The sequence below is a fragment of the Amylibacter sp. SFDW26 genome, from assembly GCF_009184395.1.
Lineage (GTDB): Bacteria > Pseudomonadota > Alphaproteobacteria > Rhodobacterales > Rhodobacteraceae > Amylibacter.
The window spans coordinates 122,027-143,890 of sequence record NZ_WEIC01000004.1 but is presented as its reverse complement, the minus strand read 5'-3'; the positions used below and the strand labels follow the sequence as shown (position 1 = coordinate 143,890).

Annotated in this window: 21 protein-coding genes and 1 pseudogene; 9 read left to right on the top strand and 13 right to left on the bottom strand. The window is 43.7% G+C overall.

Annotation, left to right across the window (positions count from 1 at the left end; translation table 11 throughout):
- Positions 1-19: 19 nt before the first annotated feature.
- From F9L33_RS12355 to F9L33_RS12315, 9 genes are all read right to left on the bottom strand, one after another.
- Positions 20-1,750, bottom strand: coding sequence for an acetolactate synthase catalytic subunit (locus F9L33_RS12355; RefSeq protein ID WP_152143108.1), 1,731 nt, complete (start codon positions 1,748-1,750; stop codon positions 20-22).
- Positions 1,751-1,828: 78 nt separating this feature from the next.
- Complete coding sequence (locus tag F9L33_RS12350) at positions 1,829-2,602, bottom strand: SDR family NAD(P)-dependent oxidoreductase (RefSeq protein WP_152143107.1); 774 nt, start codon at positions 2,600-2,602, stop codon at positions 1,829-1,831.
- Positions 2,603-2,625: 23 nt separating this feature from the next.
- Complete coding sequence (locus F9L33_RS12345; RefSeq protein ID WP_152143106.1) at positions 2,626-4,077, bottom strand: aspartate aminotransferase family protein; 1,452 nt, start codon at positions 4,075-4,077, stop codon at positions 2,626-2,628.
- A gap of 107 nt (positions 4,078-4,184) precedes the next feature.
- Positions 4,185-4,859 (bottom strand): GntR family transcriptional regulator, encoded by a 675-nt coding sequence (locus tag F9L33_RS12340; protein ID WP_152143105.1) that lies wholly within the window; start codon positions 4,857-4,859, stop codon positions 4,185-4,187.
- 162 nt (positions 4,860-5,021) lie between these two features.
- Entirely contained in the window at positions 5,022-5,984 is a 963-nt protein-coding gene (locus F9L33_RS12335) for a tripartite tricarboxylate transporter substrate binding protein (protein ID WP_152143104.1), read from the bottom strand.
- 88 nt (positions 5,985-6,072) lie between these two features.
- Positions 6,073-6,540, bottom strand: coding sequence for a tripartite tricarboxylate transporter TctB family protein (locus tag F9L33_RS12330; RefSeq protein ID WP_152143103.1), 468 nt, complete (start codon positions 6,538-6,540; stop codon positions 6,073-6,075).
- A complete protein-coding gene (locus F9L33_RS12325; protein ID WP_152143102.1) occupies positions 6,540-8,084 on the bottom strand; it encodes a tripartite tricarboxylate transporter permease in 1,545 nt (514 codons plus the stop codon). Before F9L33_RS12325 ends, F9L33_RS12330 begins: the two co-directional genes overlap by 1 nt.
- A 306-nt stretch (positions 8,085-8,390) precedes the next feature.
- Positions 8,391-9,302 carry a DMT family transporter gene (locus tag F9L33_RS12320; protein ID WP_152143101.1) on the bottom strand — a complete coding sequence of 304 codons (912 nt, stop codon included), beginning with the start codon at positions 9,300-9,302 and terminating at the stop codon, positions 8,391-8,393.
- Between the two features lie 48 nt (positions 9,303-9,350).
- Positions 9,351-10,616 carry an aminotransferase class I/II-fold pyridoxal phosphate-dependent enzyme gene (locus tag F9L33_RS12315; RefSeq protein WP_152143100.1) on the bottom strand — a complete coding sequence of 422 codons (1,266 nt, stop codon included), beginning with the start codon at positions 10,614-10,616 and terminating at the stop codon, positions 9,351-9,353.
- Positions 10,617-10,964: 348 nt separating this feature from the next.
- Between F9L33_RS12315 and F9L33_RS12310 the strand changes: the two genes are divergently transcribed.
- From F9L33_RS12310 to F9L33_RS12295, 4 genes and pseudogenes are all read left to right on the top strand, one after another.
- On the top strand, positions 10,965-11,603 hold the full coding sequence (locus F9L33_RS12310; protein ID WP_152143099.1) for an acyl-homoserine-lactone synthase: 639 nt from the start codon (positions 10,965-10,967) through the stop codon (positions 11,601-11,603).
- A 140-nt stretch (positions 11,604-11,743) separates the two neighbouring features.
- Positions 11,744-12,310, top strand: coding sequence for an autoinducer binding domain-containing protein (locus tag F9L33_RS12305; RefSeq protein ID WP_152143098.1), 567 nt, complete (start codon positions 11,744-11,746; stop codon positions 12,308-12,310).
- Positions 12,311-12,328: 18 nt separating this feature from the next.
- Positions 12,329-12,469 (top strand): annotated as a pseudogene (locus F9L33_RS16075) (LuxR C-terminal-related transcriptional regulator); the annotation flags it as partial.
- Positions 12,470-12,846: 377 nt separating this feature from the next.
- On the top strand, positions 12,847-14,007 hold the full coding sequence (locus F9L33_RS12295; RefSeq protein WP_152143097.1) for a trans-acting enoyl reductase family protein: 1,161 nt from the start codon (positions 12,847-12,849) through the stop codon (positions 14,005-14,007).
- Here F9L33_RS12295 and F9L33_RS12290 read toward each other — a convergent pair.
- Positions 14,004-14,930 carry a LysR family transcriptional regulator gene (locus F9L33_RS12290; protein WP_226804116.1) on the bottom strand — a complete coding sequence of 309 codons (927 nt, stop codon included), beginning with the start codon at positions 14,928-14,930 and terminating at the stop codon, positions 14,004-14,006. The genes F9L33_RS12295 and F9L33_RS12290 overlap by 4 nt on opposite strands.
- Before the next feature lie 94 nt (positions 14,931-15,024).
- Here F9L33_RS12290 and F9L33_RS12285 point away from each other — a divergent pair, with 94 nt between their 5' ends.
- From F9L33_RS12285 to F9L33_RS12265, 5 genes are read left to right on the top strand one after another with little or no spacing between them, the layout of a single operon-like run.
- Positions 15,025-16,254, top strand: a complete 1,230-nt coding sequence (locus F9L33_RS12285) for an acyl-CoA dehydrogenase family protein (RefSeq protein ID WP_152143095.1) — start codon at positions 15,025-15,027, stop codon at positions 16,252-16,254.
- Between the two features lies 1 nt (position 16,255).
- On the top strand, positions 16,256-17,086 hold the full coding sequence (locus tag F9L33_RS12280) for an SDR family oxidoreductase (RefSeq protein WP_152143094.1): 831 nt from the start codon (positions 16,256-16,258) through the stop codon (positions 17,084-17,086).
- Entirely contained in the window at positions 17,083-18,153 is a 1,071-nt protein-coding gene (locus F9L33_RS12275; RefSeq protein WP_152143093.1) for a phosphotransferase family protein, read from the top strand. Before F9L33_RS12280 ends, F9L33_RS12275 begins: the two co-directional genes overlap by 4 nt.
- A 1-nt stretch (position 18,154) precedes the next feature.
- On the top strand, positions 18,155-18,838 hold the full coding sequence (locus F9L33_RS12270) for a histidine phosphatase family protein (RefSeq protein WP_152143092.1): 684 nt from the start codon (positions 18,155-18,157) through the stop codon (positions 18,836-18,838).
- The gene (locus tag F9L33_RS12265) at positions 18,822-19,598 is read left to right on the top strand and encodes an SDR family oxidoreductase (RefSeq protein ID WP_152143091.1); all 777 of its coding nucleotides are present in this window, start codon (positions 18,822-18,824) and stop codon (positions 19,596-19,598) included. Before F9L33_RS12270 ends, F9L33_RS12265 begins: the two co-directional genes overlap by 17 nt.
- A gap of 30 nt (positions 19,599-19,628) precedes the next feature.
- On the opposite strand, the gene trpB is transcribed toward F9L33_RS12265, so the two are convergent.
- The 3 genes from trpB to F9L33_RS12250 are packed head-to-tail and all read right to left on the bottom strand — an operon-like array spanning position 19,629 to position 21,839.
- Complete coding sequence (gene trpB, locus F9L33_RS12260) at positions 19,629-20,855, bottom strand: tryptophan synthase subunit beta (RefSeq protein ID WP_152143090.1); 1,227 nt, start codon at positions 20,853-20,855, stop codon at positions 19,629-19,631.
- A gap of 1 nt (position 20,856) precedes the next feature.
- A complete protein-coding gene (locus F9L33_RS12255; protein WP_152143089.1) occupies positions 20,857-21,501 on the bottom strand; it encodes a phosphoribosylanthranilate isomerase in 645 nt (214 codons plus the stop codon).
- Positions 21,498-21,839 (bottom strand): lipopolysaccharide assembly LapA domain-containing protein, encoded by a 342-nt coding sequence (locus F9L33_RS12250; protein WP_152143088.1) that lies wholly within the window; start codon positions 21,837-21,839, stop codon positions 21,498-21,500. Before F9L33_RS12250 ends, F9L33_RS12255 begins: the two co-directional genes overlap by 4 nt.
- Positions 21,840-21,864: the final 25 nt, after the last annotated feature.

The following is a 21,864-nucleotide window of genomic DNA, read 5'->3' as shown; positions in this document are numbered from 1 at the left end:
CTACATTTAGTTTTGCAGCTTAAGAAACCTTTGAGAGGCGAACCTCTTCCAAAGTAGTCTCCATCATTGTTAATGGCGGATAAGCCGTTGGGTCTGTGATGATATCTATAAGTACTGGATGCTCTGATTGAATTGCTGCTTTAAGCGTCTTATGCAAATCACTTGGGTCAGAAACTGTGTAAGCATCACAACCACAAGCTTTTGCGATTTGTGCATGATCAACAGGGTTGAAATAACAGGCGCCTGTGTGGCGGCCAAATTTCACATCTTCCGCGTCTTTTTGGTAACCCAATGTACCATTGTTTAGAACAAGCATTATAACAGGTATGTTCTCACGAACTGCGGTCTCCAACTCTGACCAAACATGTCCAAATCCACCATCACCAGCGAAGCAGATCACGGTTTTTGTTGGATCGGCTAGCTTAGCTCCTAGGGCCATTGGAAATCCCCAACCAAGGCCAGCAAGGCCACGCGGTGTAATAAAACGCATACCGGGTTTCAATGATGGTAGATAAGAATTGATCCAGACAGACGAGTAGCTTGCATCGGCGACAAGAGTGGTATCAGAAGTCATGACTTTTTCTACTTCTGACAAAATACGTTCTGGGCGAATTGGTGATTGATCACTTGTAACAACATCAGATGCTTCCTGATTACGTTGCCCACGCGCAGCTTCGATATCTTCTACAACCCTATGACGACCCTGATTACGTTTTCCCAAATCCTTAGAAGCAATTGCTAAATTTAAAGCTTCAAGTGTAAGTTTAGCATCTCCAATTAAGCGAAGTGCTGAGTAATTTCGCCCAACTTCCGTTCCGTCGACATCAACATGGATGATTTTTGCGGTTTCTGGGTATAATGACCAACTGTCAGTTCCGTTTTGATTGGTTCGTGTGCCAACAAGTAAAATAACATCAGCATTATCTATTAAGTGTTTCAGATGTTTCCCAGTGGAGTTGGACCCCATTACATTCCCAATAATACCAAGTGATAAAGGGTGACGTTCATCGACACTGCCTTTACCCATCATTGTTGTACCAACAGGTAGGCTTGCCGCTTCTTGTAGTTCTGCAAGATCTCCTGCTGCATTTGAACAATGCACACCGCCCCCTGCAATAATAAGAGGAGCTGATGCTTGTGCAATAAGAGTAGCAGCTTTTTCAATCAAATCAGGAGCAGCGACCGACCGATCTAATGGCCACGTACCGAATGCGCCTGATACATCAATGTCACGCACTTCGATTTTCTCAAGCAAAACATCTGCTGGCAACATCAAAGCCACTGGCCCAGGTCGACCTGTCGTTGCCGCGGTAATAGCTTGTCGAACATAATCATCAATGCGGTTTGGGTCGTTTGCAATGCGCGCCCATTTCGTACAAGATGCAAAAAGTGTTAAATGATCAAGCTCTTGAAATGCGTTCTTATCAGTCTGGTTTCTTGGGACGTCTTGTACAATAGCCAATACAGGAACACTTACTTTTTGTGCTTCTGCCAAAGGCGGTACAAGCAATGTTGCTGCTGGACCATTTTGAGCGCAAACCACACCAATTCTACTGGATGTCCTAGCGTAGGCATCCGCCATAGTACCAGCTGCATTCTCTGTTCTATAAGTTATTTGACGAATACCTGTGTCTTCACATGCTAACACAACAGCACTAGGTAAGCTTTGGCTAAACATTTCTGTAACGCCATAAGCCTCAAGTAATTGGGCAATACGTTGTGCGACTGTTTGAATTTTAGGTTTGGGCATTTTTATCTTCTCATGTTTTAATGTGGGTCAGCAATAACTGCGACCCAATGTTAGATTATATTTGGGATGTTGTTTTGATCAGGGACTGATATATTCACCGCCAGTCACATCGATTGTTGCACCATTGATAAAAGCAGCCTGTTTTGAGCAAAGGAATGCAACTATTCCAGCCAAATCTTCTGGTTCACCAATCCGTCCCGTTGGAATATTCTTAGCAGCAGCAATATTTTGCTCTGATAACGTTCCGCCAGTCATAACTGTTGCTATGTTACCAGGAGCAACGGAGTTTGCTACTATACCATTGCTGGCATACTCCGACGTAATAGAGCGCGCCAATCCATTAAGACCTGCTTTTGATGCAACGTATGCGGCACCTGCAAATCTTGGCAAAGCACGAGCAGCAATCGATCCAACCATTACAATACGGCCGAATTTGGCCTCAAGCATTCCAGGCAAAACACGTTGAGTGCAACAAAAAGCAGATGTTAGATTTACATTTAAGACATCCGACCACTGAGATCGTTTTGTTTCATGTATCGGAATACGTTTCCCATCCTGCTTCGGGGAAATTGCCGCATTATTTACAAGAGCACCAGCTGGCCCATAAACGCCTTCATAGTCATCAAAAAAACCGATGACAGCCTTCTCATCACGCAAATCAAGTGTTCGCCCCAAAAATGTATTTGGTGAGAAACCTAACTGCAGCAACTCCTCTTGCGCGGCCTCTACACGAGATGCCGTACTTCCAAAGAAACCAACATTGAATCCATTACTCAAAAGCTGCTTTACTATTGCTAACCCAATGCCAGTGGAACCACCTGTTACAATGGCATTAGCTTGAATTTTAGGCATTGTTTTTCCGTTTGAATGCATATCTAACTCTCTCTTTCTATCTGAGACGCCTTTAAGCGCGTGGCGAAGTCAGGCATCTCATCAATGACTGCTTCAAGAGATGTTAAAAGATGATCAATATCAGCGAATGTCATTACTGTAGAACAACAGGCGGATGTATCACTTGGTATCATCACGCCATGTGCTAACAAACGTTCGCTAATTTCTTTATGGATACTGTCTGCCTTTGGTGGAACAAAAGCTGCTCTGTTTGATGTTGGTGCGTTCTCAACCAAATGGAACCGAAACATCGAACCCACACCCGTCACAGAGATAGGTAATTTCCTACGCTTTGCCAGTTCTTCAATTCCTGACCGAGCACGATCTCCAAGGGCATTCAGGTGCAGAAAGCTCTCTTCTGTAAGATATTCCATACAAGCAACCCCCGCCACCATCGAAATTGGATTAGCAGCGAAAGTACCACCGTGTGGCAATTTGGGACGACCCTTAGAGGAATCAAAAACTGACATTATATCAGTCACTCCTCCCACAGCGCCTATCGGCAAACCTCCACCGATAACCTTACCAAAAGTTATAAGGTCAGGTTCAAATGAAAAGGCAGCAGAAATACCATCATAAGCATATCTGAAGTTAAGCACTTCGTCCGAAATCAAAACAATATTTTTCTCTGTAGCTACCTCGCGCAACATAATCAGATAATCTTGTGAGAGCTGAATCAGCCCAGCTCGACTTGGCATTACGTCAACTATGATACAGGCCAGATCTTCTGAATTACGTAAAAGCAATTCACGAGATGTCTCCACATCATTCATAGGTAATACAATTGTCTCAGAAAGAACCGATTCAGGCACCCCCGCACAAAACGGCGTAGATAAAGGTTCCTTATCCCCCCAATTGTCTGGCGTACTGTTTTCACTTACCTCAACCCAATCATATGCGCCATGATAGGCGCCTTCCAGCTTGGCAATTTTAGCGCGCCCCGTGTATGCTCTAGCGGCCTTAACCGCAAACAGGACAGCTTCAGTTCCAGAATTGGTAAAACGAACCTTTTCAACAGCAGGCACACGTTCGGTTAGAATATTAGCCAACTTTATTTCTGAATCGGTTGGATTAGCATAACAGCTTCCCTTTTCGATCTGCTGCTTAACCGCAGTTGAAACTGGATCAAACGCGTGACCATGTACTAGAACGGTATAATTATTGACGAGATCTAGATACCTATTGCCATCAACATCGACCAAATATGCCCCTTCACCATGATCCATATAGATGGGAACAGGCATTCTCTTCACAGTAACGCGTGTCGTTCCGCCCGGCAGAACACGATTTGCTTTTTGGTAATGACTTTCAGATTCTTGCAGTGAAAACTGATTGCTCTCCCGCCTTACAGAAACACTCGAACTGTTCTCAGGGGCAAATTCCTCATCATCGGTTTGCTCTTTAACTATTTCTAATCCGATAGGTGGCTGCCGCATGATAGACCTTCATATGTAAGTAAAATTAATGTAAATATTTTTTACAACATAATATTTGATATATCAATAATTAAAACGCAAAATTAATATACTCTTTTCAAGCCATTTTATTCTTTTTGTTTGTATAACCCCACAAGACGTTCATATCCGAATTCAAGATCTGTTTGAATAGCTTGGCGCACCTTTATAACATCCTTATCCTTCATCCCTTGAATAACGTCGCGATGAAACTGATGTGGATTTTCTGGCAATGGGTCTGCAGAATTCAAAAGGTTGAAGGAAGGGCCTATCTGTATCCACAAAGTTTCAATTATGGCAACCAAGCGGGGCAATCCGCACGCCCTGTAGATTTTAAAATGAAACTTCTCATTCAACCGTAGCGATTCCTGAAAGCTGGTACTCTTACGAGTATTCTCGTAGAGCGTTTGGATCGCTTCAAGTTCCTCAATATCGGCATTCTGAAAATTTGCTACAGCAAGCTCGGCAGCAAGGCCCTCTACGTTTCTACGGATTGCGTTTATTTCCGCCAAGTCTTGTATTGTAAGTGTAGGGACAACGACCGTTTTGGGTCCACTCTGCTCCAAAGCACCCTCAGATATCAGGCGCGCAACGGCTTCGCGGGCAGGAGTAAAGCTGACCTTTGCAGAATCTGCCACCGAGCGTGCAGAAATTTTTTCCCCTGGCATCACATTACCAGTCTTAATCGCCTGCCGTAACCTATCGTAAGTATCTTCAGCCAGTGTCTTGTGTCTGGCAACAGGCGCTATACCGTCAATACTCATTTAGAAACTCCATTTAATTAAATTTCAACAACTTAGCAGACTTGCTCTAAGTTACATTTATAGAGTTATATTTCATATATCAAGTTGCACATTCTTGGTAAATTAAAAAAACCCCAGCACAAAGCCAGGGTTTCATTATTATCAAAACTGACAGTCAGTTATCTACTTTTTAGTTATACCCAAAGCTGCCAAATCAGCACCCATATCAGCAAAACCATCTTCTATCAGCTTTTGATACTCGGCACCTGAAAAATACGCTGGTTCCAGACCTAACTTTGTCAACGTGTCCTGAAATGATTGCGCCTTAAACGCCTCTTTCATCGCAGCTTCCAATATAGCAGCCTTATCTTCATCAATACCTGCTGGCGCAGCGATTCCAGCATAACTCTCGGTTGCCACATCAAAACCCTGCTCTTTTAATGTCAACACATCTGGAAGCCCTGGAAGTCGTACATTGCTCGCCGAAGCAATCGCTCTCATTTCGCCAGTTTTCACAAACGGCGCAATCTCTTTAGGATCTCCAACAATCACATCCACTTCTTTGCTAAGGGCTGCTGTTGACACTTCTTGACCTGATTTGTAGCGAATCCACTTAAACTCCACGCCAGCTGCGGTTGCCAACCTTGTAATTGCAACAGATTCTATTGAACTGGCAGCACCGTATTTAATATTTGCTCCCGATTTAGCTGCATCAATCAAATCTTGTGTCGTTTTATATGGTGAATCTGCAGGTACAGCGATACCCGTTAAGTAACGCGCGAACCCACCCAGATAACGAAAAGAATCTACTTTATACGGAACGTCTTGCATGTGAGGCGTTACAGCCATAGGTGAAAAACTTGTCACCCCAATCGTATAGCCATCATTGTCTGCGAATGCGACAAATGTAGGTCCTACTGTGCCTGAGCCGCCACTACGATTCACGACCTTTAAAGGTTTACCTAAAGCCTCCTCCATAGCTTCAGCAAGTGATCGAGTAGAAAGGTCTGTGCCCCCGCCTGCTCCGTAGTTTACAACGACTGTGACTTCTTTTTCTGGAAAAGTTTCAGCCTGCGCCATGCCCGATGTTAAAGCAGCAAGACCAATAGCGGCAGATAGAGCGATTTTTTTCAGTTTAATGTTCATAGTTCCCTCCCTTTGGATACTAAATACGGATATCAATTTGATATATCAAAGATAATATATCAAATACTTAAATTATGCAAGTAATTCGTTAACTCAATAAAATTGTAGGCAAAGTGACATCTAAGAAAAAATCTAAAAATAGAAATACAGCTGGTGGCATTATAGCCGCCAAGACCCAAGGCCCCACTCCTCTCTCCCCACAAACATACGACAAAGAGGCAATCAACATGAAACCAGCTGCCAAAAAACCAACAGTCGCAAAGACACCGTATCCTATAGCTACGATAAATATGATTAATGCACTGCGTTTTGTAATCCAGCTAGCTTCATCACTTCCTTCATCATCCATTTGCCCCAGCAACGCAGATACCAACCACGCTATTGCGGAAAGTATCCAAATAAACATGATAAATTTAGGGTATTGGCCTGATGATATGTCCCCCTCAAGTCCTTCAGGAATTTGTGATGGGAAGATGAATTGAACCAATACAATCCCAACAACTAAAAGCACAGTTGCCGCAGCAATATTTCCCATTCGATTAAGATTACTAAACATTATACTTTTCCATTCGAAGCGATAGTTTCTATTTCTCTATTAGACATCATGGCCTCTTTTTTATCGCGCCTCGATTTGCGCTGCAGGATAGCCGATATCACTGATACGAGAGCAAGAACCCAAAGCACATTACCAAGACTGCTTGAGAAAAATGTTGAATATGCGCCATCTGAAAGCTGGAGTGATCTACGGAAATTATCCTCAAGCAGTGTCGCAAGAATAAAACCAATTAGAAAACTTGTTTTAGGAACATGTAATTTAGCCATCAAATAGCCAACCGCAGCAAAAACAAGCGCGATACCAACATCAAATACACTTTGCTGAAATGAGTAAGCACCAACTAGAGACAGTACAAACACAGCTGGGAAAAGGAGCCCAACGCGAATTTTAGCAGCCTTCACAAAGACAGGAATTAAGGTCCAGCCAATCATTAGCAACGCAACGTTTGCAAATAGCAAACCTACATATATCCCATAAACAACATCTGGAGCTTCCTGAAAGATTAATGGGCCAGGCGTCAAACCGTGAATAAGAAAAGCTCCAACAAGAATGGCAGCTTCAATATCACCAGGTATCCCAAGCCCCATGAGAGGGATTAGATTTGCACCACTAACTGCATTGTTCCCAGATTCAGCGCCCGCAATTCCTTCGACTGACCCCTTACCGAATAGCTCTGGCTTCTTTGAAAATCGATACGCACTGTCGTAACCAAGGAAAGCACCTAATGTTGGGCCCAGGCCTGGAATAATCCCAATAATTGTACCTATGATTGAGCCACCGAAAATCGGCCGAGCCATTAACTTTGCATCAGATTTTGTAATCCGGTTATCATCACGTTCGGTAGAATTGGGCAAATGGGCCACCGAAACACTTTTCACTTGCTCCATCTGTATAATAAGCTCCGACATAATCAAAAGCCCAATAAGCATAGGAAGCAGATGCAACCCTCCATAAAACTCAATCACACTGAATGAAAGTCGAGGCAATCCGCTTGTTGGATCCAATCCGATCAAAGCAACGGAGAGGCCTGCTGCCGCGGCAAAAATACCCTTAATAAGAGATTTCCCTGAAGCTGATCCAACAATTGTAAGAGCTACAATTGCTACTGCCGTGTACTCTACGGCACCAAACTCCAACGCTACTCTTGCGAGCTGTGCAGCAGAAAGAATTAGAACAATATCACTAAATGTATCCCCTATCACAGACGCAACTAAGGAAACCTTAAGGGCCTTAATCCCCTTACCTTTTTTGGCTAATGAATACCCATCGGCGACTGTGGCAGCAGCAGCAGATGTTCCTGGTGCTTTAACCAATATTGCTGCAACTGAGCCCCCATAAATTCCGCCCTTATAGGCGCCCATCATCATCAAGAGTGCTGGAACTGGCCCCAAAGTAAGCGTGAATGGTATGATAAGCGCAATCCCCATCGTTGCTGAAAGCCCTGGTATGGCACCCAAAATAACACCAGACGCAACACCCCCGACAAGAAAGATTAAGTTTTCCAGCGCGAATACCGTTTGAACGGCGTTTAATACAATATCCATTATTTCTTCCCCCCAGAAGATTTTACTAACTAATATAACTAGCTTTGTTCTAATTCATCGCTTTTGGGTTCACGAAAGGGATTATCTCTCCCAGCGCAATGATATTTTTGATATATAAAACATCAAAAATATCATTGCAACAAAAATATGACACTCTCTGTCATGAGCTACAAAAGAGGAAAGAATGGCAAAATAGTACGGATATTAATTAGACACTTGTTTGATATCGGGAATGTCGAAAATTTTTTGCAAAAACAACACCCTTAAACAAACAATACTATGCGGATACAAATACATGAATTGAATTCAAGATTGACTTCTTCCTTTACGTCTTTTGCCATCAATTGCTATGTATATTCCGCTTATCACGATTAAAACAGCGCCCGTTACTCCAATTATATCAGGAATTTCATTCCAAAACAAAAAGCCAAAGATGAGCACCCAGATTAAACCACTATATGAAATAGGAGAAACAACTGATGCTGGCGCACATTGCAAAGATTTGGTCATTAGAAGTTGTGCAACACCTCCGAAAACACCCAGTAAACAAAGTAACCCTAAAGTCCTTATATCTGGAGTTTCCCAAAACACAGGGACAAATACACCAGAGATGACAACAGCAACCAAACAACAATAGAAAACAATCGTAATACTATCTTCCGCACGGCCAAGGTTACGTACCATTAAGCTTCCTATGGCATAAAGGAATGCATTCCCAAGAGCAAAAACAACCCCAAGACCACCGCTTCCCATACCTGGCTGCACAATCATTATTACTCCAGAAAATCCGATTAATATTGCAAGCCATTTTCGAAAACCAACGGTTTCGTGCAAAATCAAACCCGCAAGAATTGCAACCATTATTGGCCCCGTAAATTCAATTGCTGCAGCGTCGGTCAGAGGTAACAGATGGTAACTCGTGATTGAGCAGGCGAGCATAGACATCCAAACGATACCCCTCAATATAAGTGTTCGAGGTCTTTTAGTTTTAATTGGGTTTTTTTCACAGTAAACAACTGCAAAGATCGTACAGGCCATAAGAGCAAACGCACTACGGAAAAAGATAATCAGCGGAATGGGGTAAGCTTCTGCTGTAATTTTGCCAACAACATTAGCAAGCCAAAAAAAGAAGGTAGCGGCAAGGCAATAAAGTATACCATTAAGATGAACAATATGCCTTGCTTTATATTGAGATTGAAGTGACTCAATCAAAGCCATAGGAAATCTCCCAAATATTTCACAAAAGCTATGTGAGCCTAAATTGCATTAGCTGGCCTTTTTAGTTGCCCAGCCTTTTTTCAAGTCATCAATCAGTGAACCAAGACGTCTGATATCCTCGTGCTCATGCGCTGCAGTAGGGCAAATTCGCAGTCCTGATAGACCTCTCCCAACCGTCGGGAAGAACACCGCTGATGCATAAAACCCTTGCTCCATTAAGAATCGCGCGCTTTCAATCGTCGTTTGCTCAGACCCAACGGCAACCACACGAATTGGAAATGGCTCACCAGTTTGTGGCGTTTCGATCACCTCATCAAACACTGCAATGCTATCACGCAGCAGCTTTTGTCTTTGAGCTAATTCAGGAGAATTATGGATATCAACAGACCCAAGCGCACCACCGACGGCGGCCAAATTAGGAGCAGCAGAAAAAGCATAAGGAGGTGCATAACGTCGGAAGATTTCTTCTTGTTGAGGCGTTCCTAACATTAGAATTCCACCAGAAGCACCAAAGCCCTTACCCATAGATGCAGCAATTATTGTACGATCACCAAGTTCAGTCGGATATTGACTGCGTACATAACCTTCGCCATTTTCACCGTGAATCGAAATACCGTGAGCATCATCAATGTATGCGAAAAGACCATATTTTTCTTGGAGCTTTTGAATATCTGCGACAGGTGCTGAACCTCCCATCGAGTAAACACCATCGGCAACATAAGCTACACACTCATGATTGCGGCAAATATCCTCTAATGCATTCATATCATTATGTGGGATCGTCATGACTTCTGTTTCGTCAGCCACTACCGGTTTGTGATAAGCTAAAGACACGTGACACGACCTATCAAATACGATCACAGGTTTAACGCCATTTGTTAAATGACCAGAGGCCAACAAAGGCATCACACCTAAGTTTGCCAACCAGACCGACGAGAATGCTACCACTCTTGCACTAAAGAGTGAGGAAAGAGCTCCTTCTAACACCCTTAGATGTTCGAAATTTAGGCGTGTCCTTGCACAAGACCAATGTAAAGCTTGGTTTTGCTGAACCATATCGATAGCCCCATTTACAATCTTGGGGTGGTTATCAAGTCCTAAATAAGAGCAACGTGCAAAATCTATAAGCTCTTTGGAAGTAGCGGTTGACTGCTTTGGATGTTGCCAAAGTACATTCCGTCCTTCTCTAACTTTAGCAGTTACTCCCATGACATCGAGTTGGTAGGCCTTTTCGAAATGAGGATGAGAAGTGTCTATAACGTATTTTGTATTTCTATATCGACCACGCTCGGTCACTGGGGCGTTTTTTAGCATTGGGTCACCTTTGAGGTTATTGTTTCGGTTGCGATGCACCTGACAATTCGATTGCAGAGAGGCCGCGACTCAAATTATCAATCCATCTACAAACTAAAGTGTTCCAATATCTATCGCGTTACACTACGGTTGAAATTACGTATTGTTGTTTCCACAAAGGCTCAAATATAAGTAGGTTCAATCTTGTAATTAATAACGACTGCCGAAGTTAAACGGAAAATTGCAGGCCTAGCCCCCAGGAGTAAGCTTCGAGTACAGATAACATCAGCATTTAATTCGGTACTGTATTTTTACAGTAATGACATTACCCAGCCACTTTTCCAATTTTACCTAAATTGGAGAAAAAAAATGTTACTAACAATTTACGCAAAACAGACTGAAAAGCACCAGACTATATTAGATCAAATGTACCAACTGAGAGCTCGCCAATTTAGCGAGCGCAGAGGATGGCGTGTTGTTGTTAAAAACGGTCAGGAACGCGATCATTTTGACCAACAAAACCCGCTTTATATTTGTGTTGTTTCAAAAAAAGGAAAGCTATTAGCTTCATTGCGCTTGTTGCCAACCAATAAGCCTCACATGTTATCAGAAGTATTTCCTGAAGTTATGGGTGATAAAAAAATAATACGGCATCATCTGGTTCTAGAAAGTTCGCGGTTTTGTGTAGATACCGAAGCTGCAAAATTCTTTGGTTCCGAAGGTATCAACATTGTTACAAGCCAGCTCTTATCGGGATTATTCACAACTGCAAATGCAATAGGCATAAAGGATATAATATCGGTCTATGATATTTATGTCGAACGTGTTTTGCGCCGCGCAGGATGTATCTTCAAGCGTGTTGGTCCAGTACATAAATATGATGATTTAAAAACAGTGGCAGGGCTGTTTAACGTTTCAGATAATCTTGGTGCCGAAATATCAAAAGATATAAATGTATTAGAAAAGTCGCATTTAGATAATTTACAGCCAGTGCATCATATCAATTAACTTAATAGAGCCTAAGGTATACAAATAAGCATTTTACCGCCGTAAATGTGCCTGCTCATACGATTCATTAAAGTGTTACATGAATCTGCTGTAAGCTTAGGTAATATCTCTTAACACAATGTGGTGGCATAATAGGACAGATGGAACGAATTTCAGAAACCCTTACAAAGAATATCAAAGCCTTTCGGAGAAGCAAAAAAAAATGCGTTTTTCTAAATAAACTTGTGTCGAGTTTTGGCATAAAAGATATTGCATACTTTTGCCTCAGGTCACCCAAAGATATTGTATCAAAACGTATTCTGTTCACAACATACTCTGAAGATTGGGAAGATCATTATTTTTCAAGAAACTATAATAATCATGACCCGATAATCATTGAAGGTGTTAAATCATCTCTACCTCTGGATTGGTGCAAAATCAAAAAACAAAGTGCAACAAATGAAGTTTTTTTCAATGAAGCCTCTGAATTTGGAATTTCACATAAAGGTATAACCATTCCTATACGCGGTGCTTATGAAGACCTAGCTCTTCTTTCTATATCAACGGACATGCCTGAAGAGGATTGGGCCTATACAAAACAACACTTACTTCCAGATCTACCTTACTTTGGAATGCTTATTCATGAAGAAATTATTGGCTCTCAAATTACAGCACGCAAAGACATGAAAAATCTACTATCACCACGGGAAAAAGAGGTTTTATATTAGGTTTCAGTCGGAAAAACGTCTTGGGAAATAGGGAACATTCTAAATCTCAAAGAGCGTACAATCACATTTTATATAAGTAATGCTTGTAGTAAATTAAACGCAAACACCCGTGCACAAGCAGCCGTAAAAGCAATCTCCGAAAACCATATTTTTATGTAACTTAGGATTACACAACATTAATATGTAACAGACAGTATTCTCATTTTTAGTGTGACTTGATATCTTCAGATTAGGTTTGGAGGACGTGTTTTTTCTTTTCCATAACTGGCCGAAAATAGTAAGCTATTACAACCAGAACTCATCAATCCTATCGGTTTCAGAATATTCAAAATAGTGGTTTTTAGAACGATGCCGCGAAAGCATTTCTGGGCTCCAGATTAGACATGCAATATATCGCAGGTTTATATACGGTTCATACCCTCAAAAGAATTAGCTAGCTATATTTTTCATGATTTATAAATGGTGAAATAACGTGAGGTAACACTAGGCTTAAAAGAGTGTTTATATAAACCTGATTTACAATAGGGAGACGTATTATGGCTGAATTTGACATTATTATTTATGGTGCAACTGGTTTTACAGGACGTTTGGTTGCTGAATACATCAATGCAAATTACTCGAACCGACCATGGGCAATGGCTGGGCGTAACCTTGATAAGCTTATAGCGGTACGTGATGAAATGGGATTACCAAGTGATACGGCTCTTGTAACCGCAGATGCGTCCGATCCTATATCAATCGAAGCAATGGCCAAACGAACCAAAGTGATCATCACAACTGTTGGGCCATATCAATTATATGGTGAACCACTTGTAGCAGCCTGCGCAAAAGTGGGTACGGATTATGTCGACCTATCAGGCGAGCCTTCCTTTATGTGGGACATGATTGATAAGTATAATGATGTGGCCAAAGCATCTGGTGCACGTATCGTACATTCTTGTGGGTTTGACAGCGTTCCATCCGATATGGGTGTGTACTTTCTACAGGCCGAAGCTTCGAAACGCTTTGGTACGCCCTTAAAAGATGTCAGATGTCGTGTACGAAGCTTGAATGGCACATTCTCTGGCGGAACCGCTGCATCAGGCCGCGCAACTATGAAAGCTGCGATGAGCAACCCCAAAACCATGCAAAAATTGCTTTCACCCTTCGCTCTAACCCCAGGCTTTCAAGGCGTTGAACAACCTTATGGAAATAAACCATATGAAGATATCGACCTTGGCTCATGGGTTGCTCCTTTTTTCATGGCTCCTGTGAATACAAAAAACGTTCATCGTTCTAATATGTTGATGGGGCATCCGTATGGCACTGATTTTACATATGAAGAAATGATTTTCACAGGCCCTGGACCAAAGGGTGAAGCGATGGCAAAACACATCGCAGATACAGACCCTATCGCAGGGCAAAGTGACTTAAAACCTGGCGACGGCCCATCTAAAGAAGAGCGTGAAAACGGCAGCTACGATATGATGTTTACAGGTGTATCCGAAAACGGCGAACGCCTTATCGTCGGAGTTAAGGGTGACCGCGATCCAGGTTATGGATCGACATGCAAAGTCCTTACAGAATGTGCCGTATGCTTGTTGGAAGACGTTGCAAATGCTGATGGTGGCATTTTAACACCAGCACCTGTATTCGGAGACGCTATTATAAAACGTGTGAGTTCGAATGCTGGGTTGATTTTCGAAGTTGAAAATTAAGGCTGAAACACATCGGAAAGGCTAAAGTGGTCTAAAATCAATTTGCGAAACCAAACATTAGCAGCATCATTTTCCATGTCAGAATGCCAATAAAGATTAAGATCAACAGATGGTAATTCAAACGGTAGTTTTGAAATAACGAGCCCTTTGCCAGCCGTAATTGTACGCGCCAATGCCAGTGGTATGGTTAAAGCGAAATCAGAACTTTCTGCAATGGCAACGGCCGAATGGTAGTTCTGACATCGCAACGCAACTTTGCGGGTTAATCCAAGCTTGGCCAAAGATGCATCTTCGATAACAGTTCCCGCTGCACGTGACGAAACTGCTATATGTTCAGCATTCAGATATCTTTTTGCGGTCATTTTTTGGGCCAATGCATGATCTTTTCGGGTCACAAGGCACATCTGATCATGAAACAAAGGTTGAAATTGTAAATCGCTATCAATTGGGACCGCAACATCAATAGCAACATCCAAAACGTTTCCCGCCAATGATGATACCATATCTCGGCGGTCAAGATGCGCTGTTGTTAATGATGTATTTGGCGCTTCTTCTGCCAATAACTTAACCAGATCAGGTAACAACATCACTTCAATTGCATCAGGCATAGCCAACCGGAAATGTTGCCTGCTCTTTGCAGGTTCAAACACCCCCCAGCGCTGCAACAACGATCGTAGGTTTGCCAATTCTTCCAACAGTTCTGGGGCCATACGGGCACAAACAGGCGTTGGACGCATACATCTTCCATCGCGTACAAATAACGGATCACCAAGATGTTCACGCAATCTGCGCATGGCATGACTTACAGCAGATGGTGTTAAAAACAACATTGCAGCCGCCCTGCCTAAGTGTTTTTCGCGGTAAACCGCTTCAAAAACTTTTAGCAAATTCAGATCAAGTTGATCCACTCTATGATGAATCATATTCATCCTTTATAATTAACAATCATCATTTGCTTAATCAATAGATTACAGGCACATTTACATATCTGCACAAAATCAACAGGATGATGAACTAATGGATTTTTCACCCAGCCCTCGTGCTCTTGAGTATCAAGAAAAATTGGAAACCTTTATGGATGCAGAGGTTTTCCCACGTGAAAAAGAATACTTAGCAGAAAACCGTCGCTTGAATGCAGGCGAAGACTGGAACGGCTGGCAAGTCCCGCCCATGATCAAAAACTTAAAAGAAAAAGCACGTTCAGCTGGGTTATGGAATTTGTTTCTACCTGATGATGAACTTGGTGCAGGTCTGACCACATTAGAATACGCACCTCTTGCAGAAATCATGGGTCGTGCACCATTCAGCCCAGAGATATTCAACTGCAACGCACCTGATACGGGCAACATGGAAGTACTGTATCACTTCGGATCAAAACCTCAGAAAGACAAATGGCTTACACCACTGTTGAATGGGGAAATTCGGTCCGTATTCTGCATGACAGAACCAGATGTAGCCTCATCTGATGCCCGAAATATTCAAGCCAGCATCACCGAAGATGGTGATGACTTAATCTTAGATGGCCGCAAATGGTGGTCTACTGGCATTGGGCACCCTGATGCAAAACTGGCAATCTTCATGGGTATTTCTGATCCTGATGGCGAACCACATTCGCGCCACTCAATGGTGCTCGTTGACCTTGATACACCAGGTGTCACAATTGAACGTATGCTGCCAACATTCGGTGAATATGACCCGCCTTATGGTCATGGACAGGTAGTGTTCGACAAAGTGCGGGTACCCCGTAAAAACCTGTTGGTTGGTTTGGGCAAAGGCTTTGCCATAGCTCAGGGGCGTCTTGGACCAGGGCGCATCCATCACTGTATGCGTGCTGTTGGCGCTGCTGAACGCGCGTTGGAATTAATGATCATACGTGGTGGTACACGCGAAGCTTTTGGTCAAAAAATCATTAAACTTGGCGGCAACCCAGATCTCGTTGCGCAGTCCCGTTTGGAAATAGATCAGGCACGCTTACTGACACTTTATGCAGCTTGGAAAATCGACAACTTCGGCGCCAAAGCTTCCATGACAGAAATATCTGCCATCAAAGTTGTTGCCCCGAATGTATTACAATCGGTTGTTGATCGCGCAATGCAAATACATGGCGGCGCAGGTCTATCGCATGACACACCTTTATCGGATTTATATTTGATGGCGCGCGCCCTACGTTATGCAGATGGTCCAGACGAAGTGCACCGCGCAATGGTTGCCCGTCAAGAATTCGGTAAATACCGTAGGAACAGCTGATATGACACAACGCATATTCATAACAGGCGGCGCATCTGGACTTGGCCGTGCAATGGCGGAAATCTATGTGCGTAATGGTGACAAGGTTTGCATCGCAGATATCGATGATGAAGCTGGTGCCGAAACATTTACACAATTGCAATCTATGGGTGGCAGTGCACATTACGTCCACTGTGACGTTCGCCAAGAAGACGACTTTGCCAGTGCCGCCTCTTGGTTAAAAAACAACTGGGGTGGCGTTGACATAATTATAAATAATGCTGGCGTAGCCCAAATGGGGCCAATCGACAAAACCTCGATTGAAGATTGGCAATGGATCATCGATATCAATATTCTAAGCATTGCGAAATCCAGCCGCGTGTTCGTACCAATGCTCAAAAAACAAGGACATGGGCGCATCGTTAACATTGCCTCTATGGCTGGTTTATTGCACATGCCAAACGCTTCGGCCTATAACGCGACCAAGGCTGCTGTCGTCGCTATCTCTGAAACTATGCTGTTAGAATTAGAGGATTTTGGCATTGATATTTCGGTCGTCTGCCCTGCCTTTTTCCGCACGAACCTTGCCAAAAACATGCGCGCCAGTGATCCAGAACAAGAACGCGTCACAAAGCGTCTTGTCGAACGATCCCGAATTGGTGTGGAAGAGATTTCAAAAGCGGTTGTAGATGGAATTACCAAAGGCGACATACACATCTTTACACATCCACAGGCGCGCCAAGCATGGATGATGAAACGATATCTGCCTTTTGGAATGTTCCTAAACAAAATCCGCAAGCAAATGAAAAAACTAGATGAACGTATGGCACGCCCTGAAAAGGATCAATCATGAGCGGTAAGGCAATCATAGATACAGCAGGCGATGTGCGTTCAGGCGAAGAGTTGGACGTCACAGCTCTGCGAAAATGGCTTGATAAAGAACTGCCAGAGATCAAAGGCACGCCCAAAATCACACAATATGCAGGTGGCGCATCTAATTGGACTTATCGTTTGGAATTTGAAAACGACGATTTGATTTTACGCCGCCCCCCTGCTGGAACACGCGCCAAAGGAGCCCATGATATGGGCCGTGAGTATCGTTTACAAAAAGCGCTCAAACCTGTGTTTCCACATGTTCCCGAAATGCGTGCTTATTACGGTGAAGACGATGTAATTGGGGCAGAATTCTATCTGATGCAACGTGTTGCAGGTATTATCCCACGCAAAAACTTACCACGCGGCTTGGATATGTCAGCCGACCAAGTTCGTCAGATGTGCACCAATGTTTTGGATACATTGATTGACCTGCATAAAGTTGATTACAAAGCGGCTGGCCTAGAGGAATTAGGCGCAGGCAAAGGGTATGTAGAGCGTCAAATCACAGGTTGGAACAAACGGTATCGCAATGCCCGCACATGGAATGTACCACGTGGTGAAAAGATCATGCGCTGGCTGGAAAATAACATGCCGGAACAAGAAACTCTTTGCATAACGCATAATGATTTTAGGTTCGACAATGTTGTTTTAGACGAAAACGATCCGACCCGCGTGATCGGTGTATTGGACTGGGAACTTGCAACGATTGGCGATCCTTTGATGGATGTAGGCAACATGCTCGCTTATTGGGTCGAGGCAGGTGATGATCGTTTGGCAAAAGCCACACGTCGCCAACCAACCACATTGGATGGCATGATGACCCGCCAAGAAGTGATCAATTATTATCACTCTGAAATGGGCTTTCCTAAAGATAATTTTGCATTTTACGAGGTTTATGGATTGTTCCGTCTCTCCGCCATCGCGCAACAAATTTATTACCGTTACCATCACAAACAAACACGTAACCCAGCATTCAAAAATTTCTGGATTATCATCCATTACCTACACTATCGATGCCGCAAAATCATGAAAGCCGCGCGTTAAAATGGTACGTGTTCATTTAATCCGCCACGGACAAGCATCCTTTGGTGCGTCAGATTACGACCAACTCAGTGACACTGGAATGCTTCAGGGACGTATTTTAGGTAAATCACGTAAAGTAAATGGCAGTAATACTGTCAGTGGCACTCTACGCAGACATATACAAACCGCCACGGCTTTTTTATCCGAGCAATCAGAAACTGTTTCTATAACTCAAGATAAACGGTGGAATGAGTTTGATTATCTCGATGTGATCAAAGCACACCGCCCAGATATGGAAACACACGCTGCCTTGGTCAAAGAGTTTGCCAATACATCCAACCCAAACAAAGCATTTCAAAAACTTTATGACGCCGCAGTATCGCGGTGGGCTTCAGGCGAGTATGACAATGATTACACAGAAAGCCGCACAGCGTTTCGCACACGCGTTCGCACTGCATTAGAAAACCTCTGTGCAGACACCCCAGAAGACAAATCTGTTTATATCTTCAGTTCTGGCGGCCCTATAAGTGCAGTTGTCCAAGATGCATTAGATTTAAGCGAAGACGCAACACGCCGAATTGAACGCACAATGGTAAATACGGGCGTCACAAGCTTGTCGTTACGAGGCAATACACCCCGTCTGATCACTTTGAATTGTCACGCCCACCTTCAAAACCAAGAGGCCCATTATGTCACCTACAGATAAAAGAAACCGCCCTGTTATCTTGATCACTGGTGCCAGCTCTGGATTGGGCGCAGGTATGGCCAAAGAATTCGCCAAACGTGGCTATGATCTGGCCCTTTCTGCCCGCCGTATTGAACAGGTGAATGAATTAAAAGCCGACATAGAAAAAATCGCTCCAGAAGCACGCATAGAAACAGCGCGTTTAGATGTCACTGAATATGCATCCGTATTCGACGTCTTTAATGAATTTCGCAACAGCTTTGGCAAAATTGACCGCATCATCATCAACGCTGGCATAGGTAAAGGCGCCCCAATTGGTAAAGGTGCATTTGAAACAAACCTTACGCTAATGAACACAAACCTGATCGCTGCCATGGCACAATCCGAGGCAGCAATGGAAATCTTCCGTGATCAAAACGAGGGACACTTGGTCATGATGTCATCGATCACCGCTATGCGGGGCATGCGCAGCGCAATGACGGCTTATGCAACAAGTAAAGCCGCCGTTTCCGCATTAGCCGAAGGTATTCGTGCAGATATGCTGCGAAAACCAAAAATCAATGTCAGTACAATTTACCCTGGCTATATAAGCACAGAGATCAATCAAGGCCTGCCAAAATCAAAGACACCGTTTATCATTGATGCCGAAAAAGGGTGTAAACTTTTGGTTAAAGCGATTGAACGCAAACCAGCTAAAGCATACGTCCCTTATTGGCCTTGGGCATTGATTGGCTTCTTGATGCGGACATTACCGTTATCATGGGTGTCACGCATAATCTGACAGCACAACACAATACATCAAGATTGTAGATCACTCTTCGTTCATATCCAAACCAAGTGCCTTTGCCACCGTAAAGATATCTTTATCGCCACGGCCACACATGTTCATAACCAACAAATGATCTTTTGGCAGGTCACCAGCGATTTTCGCAACATGTGCCAAGGCATGGCATGGCTCTAACGCAGGAATGATACCTTCTGTACGACATGACAATTGAAATGCCTCTAAAGCTTCTACATCAGTAATGGACACGTATTCCGCACGGCCGATTTCATGTAACCACGAATGCTCTGGCCCGATACCTGGGTAATCCAAGCCGGCAGAAATCGAATGACCTTCTAAAATCTGCCCATCTTCATCTTGCAGCAAATATGTACGATTGCCATGCAACACACCTGGGCGGCCACCTGTAAGTGATGCACAGTGCTCCATCTTCATGTTCACACCTTTACCACCCGCTTCAACACCGATGATATTAACGTCTTTGTCATTCAAGAACGGATGGAACAAACCCATCGCATTTGATCCACCGCCAATCGCAGCAATCAGCGTATCTGGCAAACGGCCTTCTTGCTCCATGATCTGCTCACGGACTTCTTTACCAATGATAGATTGGAAATCACGCACCATGGCGGGATACGGATGCGGACCAGCCACAGTACCGATGCAATAAAATGTCTCGTCCACATAAGTCACCCAGTCACGCAGCGCATCATTCATCGCATCTTTCAAAGTGCCACGACCAGAGGTCACAGGCACAACTTCTGCACCCAACAGTTTCATACGGAATACATTTGGCGCCTGACGTTCAACATCATGTGCGCCCATGTAAACTACGCATTTCAAACCGAACTTCGCACAAACAGTCGCTGTCGCAACACCGTGCTGACCTGCACCTGTCTCTGCAATAATCCGTGTCTTACCCATACGGCGCGCCAGCAAAATCTGCCCTAACACGTTGTTAATTTTATGCGCACCAGTGTGGTTCAACTCATCACGTTTTAGATAAATCTTTGCTCCACCTAATTCTTCTGTCAAACGATCCGCATAATACAATGGGCTTGGGCGGCCAACATAATGCTTCCACAAATGATCCATCTCGGCCCAAAACTCTGGGTCCACTTTAGCGCGTTCATACTCTGCTTCTAGATCAAGGATCAAAGGCATCAACGTTTCAGAAACAAAACGCCCACCAAAATCGCCGAAACGGCCTTTTTCGTCTGGTGCATTCATGAATGAATTAAACAGCTCTGACATTTTATTCTCCTTGCGCGGCAGCAACAAAGGCCGCGATCTTAATCACATCTTTTATCCCTGGTGCGCTTTCCACACCTGACGCTACATCCACTTGGGGTGCACCCGTCATTTTCACCGCTTCTGCCACGTTTTCAGGCGTAAGACCACCCGCTAACATCCACGGAACAGCCCAACGACGCTGCGCAATCAACGTCCAATCAAAAGGTAATCCGTTTCCTCCTGGAAGCACGGCATTTTTTGGCGCTTTCGCATCCACCAATATCTGATCTGCAACACGCGAATAGGTATCGATACGTTCCAAATCATCAGCAGTCGCTACGCCAACGACTTTCATTACAGGCAAACCGTAACGCTCTTTAATCTCTAAAACCCGCTCAGGTGTTTCATGCCCATGTAATTGAAGCATATCGACGGGTACAGATGCCGTAATCGCATCCAGCGTATCATCTGTAGCATCCACAACCAACGCCACCTTACAGACGCCCATGGGTATCTGTTCTGCCAGTTCTTTGGCTTGTTCGACAGTTACATAACGCGGTGATTTAGGGAAAAAATTAAACCCGATATAACGTGCACCAGCATCAACAGCCGCTTGTAGCGTTTCAGGGGTTTTTAAACCACAGATTTTGACAGCCACTGAACTCAATCCAATAAGGCTAGGATTTCATCCTGACCTTCGCCAGTCTTCGCACGTAGCTTACCAACTTCACGTTCAAGGCTCTTCACCTGCTTGGTGCTTTTAGAAAGATCATTACGGATTTTAAACTCGCGTAAATATTCCCAAACAAATCCGATCAGTAGGCCGCCAAGGACGCCTGCAAAAATAACCAAGAATAATGGAACTGTAATACTACCTGCAAACGGCACGAAAGCCGCTAAATCTTCAGGTAAAAGTTGCAGTTGTACAGGTTGACGATTGGCCACAGCCACAATGATCAAAACAAGGGCAATTGCACCTAGGAAAAAATATCGAATGAAACGCATTTAAATACTCGCAGTTTAAGCGAGC

Excerpts from the sequence above, each read along its gene's own strand:
- F9L33_RS12355 (WP_152143108.1), bottom strand. The coding sequence starts at position 1,750 with ATGCCCAAACCTAAAATTCAAACAGTCGCACAACGTATTGCCCAATTA.
- F9L33_RS12350 (WP_152143107.1), bottom strand. The coding sequence starts at position 2,602 with ATGCCTAAAATTCAAGCTAATGCCATTGTAACAGGTGGTTCCACTGGC.
- F9L33_RS12345 (WP_152143106.1), bottom strand. The coding sequence starts at position 4,077 with ATGCGGCAGCCACCTATCGGATTAGAAATAGTTAAAGAGCAAACCGAT.
- F9L33_RS12340 (WP_152143105.1), bottom strand. The coding sequence starts at position 4,859 with ATGAGTATTGACGGTATAGCGCCTGTTGCCAGACACAAGACACTGGCT.
- F9L33_RS12335 (WP_152143104.1), bottom strand. The coding sequence starts at position 5,984 with ATGAACATTAAACTGAAAAAAATCGCTCTATCTGCCGCTATTGGTCTT.
- F9L33_RS12330 (WP_152143103.1), bottom strand. The coding sequence starts at position 6,540 with ATGTTTAGTAATCTTAATCGAATGGGAAATATTGCTGCGGCAACTGTG.
- F9L33_RS12325 (WP_152143102.1), bottom strand. The coding sequence starts at position 8,084 with ATGGATATTGTATTAAACGCCGTTCAAACGGTATTCGCGCTGGAAAAC.
- F9L33_RS12320 (WP_152143101.1), bottom strand. The coding sequence starts at position 9,302 with ATGGCTTTGATTGAGTCACTTCAATCTCAATATAAAGCAAGGCATATT.
- F9L33_RS12315 (WP_152143100.1), bottom strand. The coding sequence starts at position 10,616 with ATGCTAAAAAACGCCCCAGTGACCGAGCGTGGTCGATATAGAAATACA.
- F9L33_RS12310 (WP_152143099.1), top strand. The coding sequence starts at position 10,965 with ATGTTACTAACAATTTACGCAAAACAGACTGAAAAGCACCAGACTATA.
- F9L33_RS12305 (WP_152143098.1), top strand. The coding sequence starts at position 11,744 with ATGGAACGAATTTCAGAAACCCTTACAAAGAATATCAAAGCCTTTCGG.
- F9L33_RS12295 (WP_152143097.1), top strand. The coding sequence starts at position 12,847 with ATGGCTGAATTTGACATTATTATTTATGGTGCAACTGGTTTTACAGGA.
- F9L33_RS12290 (WP_226804116.1), bottom strand. The coding sequence starts at position 14,930 with ATGATTCATCATAGAGTGGATCAACTTGATCTGAATTTGCTAAAAGTT.
- F9L33_RS12285 (WP_152143095.1), top strand. The coding sequence starts at position 15,025 with ATGGATTTTTCACCCAGCCCTCGTGCTCTTGAGTATCAAGAAAAATTG.
- F9L33_RS12280 (WP_152143094.1), top strand. The coding sequence starts at position 16,256 with ATGACACAACGCATATTCATAACAGGCGGCGCATCTGGACTTGGCCGT.
- F9L33_RS12275 (WP_152143093.1), top strand. The coding sequence starts at position 17,083 with ATGAGCGGTAAGGCAATCATAGATACAGCAGGCGATGTGCGTTCAGGC.
- F9L33_RS12270 (WP_152143092.1), top strand. The coding sequence starts at position 18,155 with ATGGTACGTGTTCATTTAATCCGCCACGGACAAGCATCCTTTGGTGCG.
- F9L33_RS12265 (WP_152143091.1), top strand. The coding sequence starts at position 18,822 with ATGTCACCTACAGATAAAAGAAACCGCCCTGTTATCTTGATCACTGGT.
- trpB (WP_152143090.1), bottom strand. The coding sequence starts at position 20,855 with ATGTCAGAGCTGTTTAATTCATTCATGAATGCACCAGACGAAAAAGGC.
- F9L33_RS12250 (WP_152143088.1), bottom strand. The coding sequence starts at position 21,839 with ATGCGTTTCATTCGATATTTTTTCCTAGGTGCAATTGCCCTTGTTTTG.